Annotated in this window: 7 protein-coding genes; all 7 read right to left on the bottom strand. The window is 48.3% G+C overall.

Annotated features, from left to right (window positions below):
- A partial coding sequence (locus tag HW443_RS13990) for an ABC transporter permease (protein WP_176238091.1) occupies positions 1-563 on the bottom strand: 563 nt, incomplete at its 3' end.
- A 53-nt stretch (positions 564-616) separates the two neighbouring features.
- Positions 617-1,456: a dTDP-4-dehydrorhamnose reductase gene (gene rfbD, locus HW443_RS09250; RefSeq protein ID WP_176231725.1), complete on the bottom strand. Its 840-nt coding sequence runs from the start codon at positions 1,454-1,456 to the stop codon at positions 617-619.
- A 330-nt stretch (positions 1,457-1,786) separates the two neighbouring features.
- Positions 1,787-2,002, bottom strand: coding sequence for a DUF2283 domain-containing protein (locus HW443_RS09245; RefSeq protein WP_176229253.1), 216 nt, complete (start codon positions 2,000-2,002; stop codon positions 1,787-1,789).
- Positions 2,003-2,015: 13 nt separating this feature from the next.
- Positions 2,016-2,279, bottom strand: a complete 264-nt coding sequence (locus HW443_RS09240) for a DUF4258 domain-containing protein (RefSeq protein WP_176231724.1) — start codon at positions 2,277-2,279, stop codon at positions 2,016-2,018.
- A gap of 125 nt (positions 2,280-2,404) precedes the next feature.
- Positions 2,405-3,373: a dTDP-glucose 4,6-dehydratase gene (gene rfbB, locus HW443_RS09235; RefSeq protein ID WP_176231723.1), complete on the bottom strand. Its 969-nt coding sequence runs from the start codon at positions 3,371-3,373 to the stop codon at positions 2,405-2,407.
- 200 nt (positions 3,374-3,573) lie between these two features.
- The gene (locus HW443_RS09230) at positions 3,574-4,029 is read right to left on the bottom strand and encodes a dTDP-4-dehydrorhamnose 3,5-epimerase family protein (protein WP_176231722.1); all 456 of its coding nucleotides are present in this window, start codon (positions 4,027-4,029) and stop codon (positions 3,574-3,576) included.
- Positions 4,030-4,132: 103 nt separating this feature from the next.
- A complete protein-coding gene (locus tag HW443_RS09225; protein ID WP_176235472.1) occupies positions 4,133-5,200 on the bottom strand; it encodes a glucose-1-phosphate thymidylyltransferase in 1,068 nt (355 codons plus the stop codon).
- Positions 5,201-5,258 lie beyond the last annotated feature (58 nt).

The following is a 5,258-nucleotide window of genomic DNA, read 5'->3' as shown; positions in this document are numbered from 1 at the left end:
GACTCTCTATCAGGACAAGCGCTTGAAGGACAATCAAATGGGAGATACACGGGGGGGAAAGGAAAAGCAAGGGAGGAGGGAAATTCAGCAAATTGGGCACAAAAAAGAAAATGGAGGAAGTTGGGCAATAAAGAAAGGCCAGAGAAATAAAGACGGGAAAAAAAAAAACAAAAAAACAAAAGAAAGACAAACAAGGCTAATAATTCCAGTAGAAAGTTAGCTAAATTAGAAAAGACAACCGACAAAGGCAATATCTCGCGGGGGAAATATATTTTTCTAATCAGAGCACTGTTACCAACCACACTGTTAACTCCTCCGTTGACCGAGTTAGCCAGCAGATTCCAGGGCAAAAGCACACTGATAAAAAATACGGCGAAATCCTCTATCCCTGCTCTTATTACCCTGGAAAAGACAAAAGAATACACCAGGGTCATTAGTATGGGGTTGAGAAGAGACCAGAAAAATCCCAGAATGGAGCCTCGATATTTGACTTTTAGATCTCTTCTGATCAGGTTAAACAGAAGTTCTCTATATTTAAATATTTCTCTGAGATGGGCTATCATAAATCTAAAATCCCAAGGACTTTAACAATCCATCACCTAAATTTTTACCCCTTCTAATTATAGCATTGGAAGAACTCCTTGAGGGCACTGCGGTAGTCCCGCATCTGAAATATCCCTCTTTCTCTTGAGCAAAAGTTATCCAGGACTGAGTATTTGGGTCTTTTGGTGGGACTGCCATACTCCTCGGAGGTTATAGGAATCACCCTTACCTTCTTGAACCCAGCCAGCTCCAGGATCTCCCTGGCAAAATCGTACCAGGAACAGGAGCCCTCGTTGCTGGCATGGTAGATGCCGTAATAGTCAGTCTCAATTAGTTTGGAGATGCACTGGGCCAGATCCGGAGCATAGGTAGGGGTGCCGATCTGGTCATTGACCACCCTGAGCTCATCCTTCTCTTTGGCCAACCTGAGCATGGCGCTGACAAAGTTCTTGCCCTCCTTGTTGTAAAGCCAGGAGGTTCGCACGATGAAATAGTGGTCCAGAAGACTTTCAATTATCCTTTCGCCAGCCAGCTTGGCCAGACCGTAGTGATTCAGGGGCCTGGGAAGATCATATTCCAGGTAGGGTGAGCCCTTCTCCCCATCAAAGACATAGTCAGTGCTAATGTATACCAGACTGGCCTGGAGTTTTTGGGCGGCCAGGGCTACGTTTTCGGTCCCCAGAGTATTGACCCGATAGTTTACCTCTGGATTGGTCTCGCAGAAGTCCACGTTGGTGAGAGCAGCGCAGTGGATGATCAGATCCGGCCTGGCATCTGCCACTTTTGCCACCACCTGGGCGTAGTCGGTCACATCCATGTCGCGGCCGTACCCGATCACCTGGTGCCTCTCGGGCAATATCTTCAGGAGTTCTTTTCCCAGTTGTCCGGCAGAGCCAGTGATGAGAATTTTCAAGTTTAAGCTCCCTGATCTACTATTATGCTTTGATGAATTGATTATTTATATCTTTAGGTATATATACTATAATTGTCATTGGTGGGGCCGTAGTTTAACGGTAAAACAACGTCTTGTCAAGGCGATGATGGGGGTTCGACTCCCGTCGGCTCCACCCCAAGTAATTTGGCAAAAATACGACAAATCGATGTATTGACAGCTAAGATTGAAAAGGGTAGAATAAACTTGCCTTGACAAGACGCCGTTAAACGAACGGGATAAGAATCCGCAATTTTGGAAAGAGGGCCGGAAACGGCCTTCTTTCTTTTTGCTCCACTTCACAAGACAAATTTAAGACACTGCGACCAGGTTTTCCAGGCGGATCTTGTGTTCTTTTAAACCTTCCAACATCTCACTAGCATCAAGGACCTCAATCCCCACAACCTGTTCGCCAGGACCGATGTTTACTGCCACGCGATCATTTAGACGAATAACCTCGCATTCAGCCGGTCCTTCGATAAACCGAATGTAAAGCGCATCCACTGTTGGATCATAACTTATCTTCATGACACCTCACCTCTTAAAAGTAGAAAGCATAGACCGTTACCACAACGAGCCTATCCGATTCTCTCGCTACAATCGGCGCAACTTGCTTGATGGCATACCGTCTGCCCCTCCACACCTTTCCAAACTGGAAGTTCTTTCGATACGTAAACCTTCCTTTCTGAGCCGACTCTGCTTCACCCCGGCGAATAGCTGCCATAACTTCTTCTTCTGAGACACCGCGGTCGACCATTTGCTCACAGTCGTGAGGACTGATCTCGATGGGTAACTCACGATCCATTACTCCCCCAGCGGCTACGTCTTTCAGTACTATCGTATCATATTAGAACATCTTAATCGTTGAGTTGGAAATAGTTTTGGAATAGCCTGTTGTAAATACAGTTGTCAAGATAAATCTTCATCAACTTACCTTCCGTTCTTTTTCAATCTCCTCCACCACTTCTCGTTTTCAGCGTACCATCTGACTGTCTCCACCAGGGCCTGCTCCAGGTCAAATTGGGACTGCCAGCCCAGGGCTCTTATCTTGGAGCAGTCTAAAGAGTAGCGGCGGTCATGACCCAGACGGTCGGCCACAGGTTGGATCAGGCTTTCCGGCTTGTCCAGAATCTCTAAAATCTTTTTAGTGATCCAGATATTGGACTTCTCGTTTCCAGTACCGATGTTATATATCTCTCCGATCTCTCCCTTATGAAGGACTACATCGATGGCCTCACAGTTGTCCAAAACGTAGATCCAATCCCGCACGTTCAGGCCATCTCCATAGAGGGGCAAGGGGAGATCATCCAGGGCATTGGTAACAAAGAGGGAGATGAGCTTTTCGGGATACTGATAGGGACCAAAGTTGTTGGAGCTGCGGGTGATCAGGGTGGGTAGCCCAAAGGTCTCATGATAGGCCCGCACGATCAGGTCTCCCCCCGCTTTACTGGCTGAATAGGGGCTGTTGGGTTTGAGGGGATCTGTTTCTTTAAAAGAGCCCTCTTCCACACTGCCGTAGACCTCATCGGTGGAAATCTGAAGGTAGCGCTCCACACCTTTGGCTTTGGCTGCCTCCAGAAGCACGTAGGTGCCATAGACATCGGTCTGGATGAAACTGCCCGGGTCTAAAATGGAGCGGTCAACATGGGATTCCGCAGCGAAGTTGATGATTATATCTACCTCTTGTGTGACCTGGTTTACCAGTTGGGCATCACAGATATCACCCTTAATGAATTGATAACGAGAGTCGTCCTCCACATCTCTTAAGTTTTCCAGGTTTCCAGCATAAGTGAGCTTGTCGTAGTTTATGATCCTGTAGTCATCGTATTTTTGGAGCAGATAGCGGATGAAATTGGAGCCAATGAATCCAGCTCCGCCAGTGATGAGTAGAGTTTTCAACTGATCCTCCTGAGCCAGATACTATATTTAATCAAAATACGACAAATGTATTGACAGCTAAAATTGAAAAGGGTAGGATAAGCTTGCCTTGAGAAGACGCCGTTAAACAAACGGGACAAGAATCCGCAATTTTAGAAAGAGGGCCGGAAACGGCCTTCTTTCTTTTCCCACTGTTGAGCCATAAGTAATCTTATGGTATTTCACCCCATCTTTATCCCCCAATCATAGGGGATCTCGATAGTATCGTAGGGCAGTCGGTATTCATCTGGCTGCTCGTAGTTGTAGACTTCGGTAGGACAATTAATGACGTAGGCTGGCTCTGTCCCCAGGGCTTTGAAGCCGTGCATAACCAGGGGAGGAATTTTCAGAAGTATCTGGTTCATATCCCCCATGAAAAACTCATTTATTTCCCCATGGGTAGGCGAGCCTTCCCGGCCGTCGTATAACACCACCTTGGCCATGCCTTTGACCACGGTGAAATAGTCGGTCTGTTTGCGGTGGTAGTGCCAGCCTTTGACCACCCCTGGATAGCCGGCCGTAACATAGACCTGCCCAAATTTTTCAAAGATCTCATCATCGCTCCGAAGCATTTCCATTAAAAATCCCCTTTCGTCGGGGATAACTCGAAGTTTCTTGATTTTGACGCCGTCGATCATACCGGATCCTTCACTTTAGACTTCCACTTTTGTCTACCTATCTTACGTGCTCCTGCAGGTCTCCCCGGCCTGTCTTAAGATTGGCCTGGAATCTTAGAGCATTTTAAACCAATCCCACCATACTGTTATCCCCCAGCATGAAGCGATAGGCTTTGGGTTTGGCATCCGACTTGATGATTTCCACATTCTTTCCCAAAAGGCTGTCCTCGATGCGCACGGGAATATTACAGAGTTTTACGTTCTCCAGGACCATGCTGTGTTCTATTTCGCTGTGAGAGATGAGAGAGTTGTAATAGACGGAGGTAAAGGGGCCTACATAGGCGTTTTCAATGATGCTGCCCTCTCCTATGATGGCCGGGCCCCGGATGGTGCTGTTGACTACCGTGGCCTCCTTCTCCACGATGACTTTTCCTATGATCCTGGATCTCTCATCCACTGAACCATCTATCCTGGTCTCAAGGTCATCCAGAAGAATCCGGTTGGCCTCTAGGAGATCTTCCAGCTTCCCGGTGTCCTTCCACCATCCATTGATCACATGGGGATCCACCACATAGCCCTCATCTATCAGAAACTGGATAGCGTCGGTGATTTCCAGCTCGCCCCGGGCGGAGGGCTTTATGCTTTTGGCTGCGGTAAATATGTTGTGGTCAAACATATATACGCCCACCAGAGCCAGGCCGCTGGGAGGAACCTGGGGCTTTTCGATCAGCCGTACCACTCGCCCGTTGCTCAGCTCAGCCACGCCAAAACGCTCTGGATCGTGGACCTGGGCCAGGAGAATCTGGGCGTTGGGCCGGTTTTGCAAAAATTCATCCACCAGACTTTTGAAGCCTTCTTTGATAATATTATCCCCCAGGTACATGACAAAGAGATCATCGTCCTTAAGATAGTCTTCGGCGGTCAGCACCGCATGAGCCAATCCCAGAGGCTCGGACTGATCGATGTAGGTAACCTCAAGCCCCCAGGCGCTTCCGTCCCCCACATGGCTGATGATCTCCTCTTTGGTGTCAGCCACGATGATCCCCACCCTGGTGATTCCCGCCTCCCGCATGGCCTCCAGCCCATAGAACAAAATGGGCTTGTTGGCCACGGGAATAAGTTGCTTGGCGCTGGTGTGAGTCAGGGGCCTCAGGCGGGTACCTTTGCCACCCGAGAGAATTAGCCCTTTCATGGTTTACTCCCTTGAAAATAACCCAATTTTCATGCGACGTGGTGCGCCGCGGTGCATG

This window comes from Candidatus Hakubella thermalkaliphila, assembly GCF_013281975.1.
GTDB lineage: Bacteria > Actinomycetota > Humimicrobiia > Hakubellales > Hakubellaceae > Hakubella > Hakubella thermalkaliphila.
Note: the sequence above shows the minus strand (reverse complement) of the source record. Positions and strands in the feature narration are given on the sequence as shown.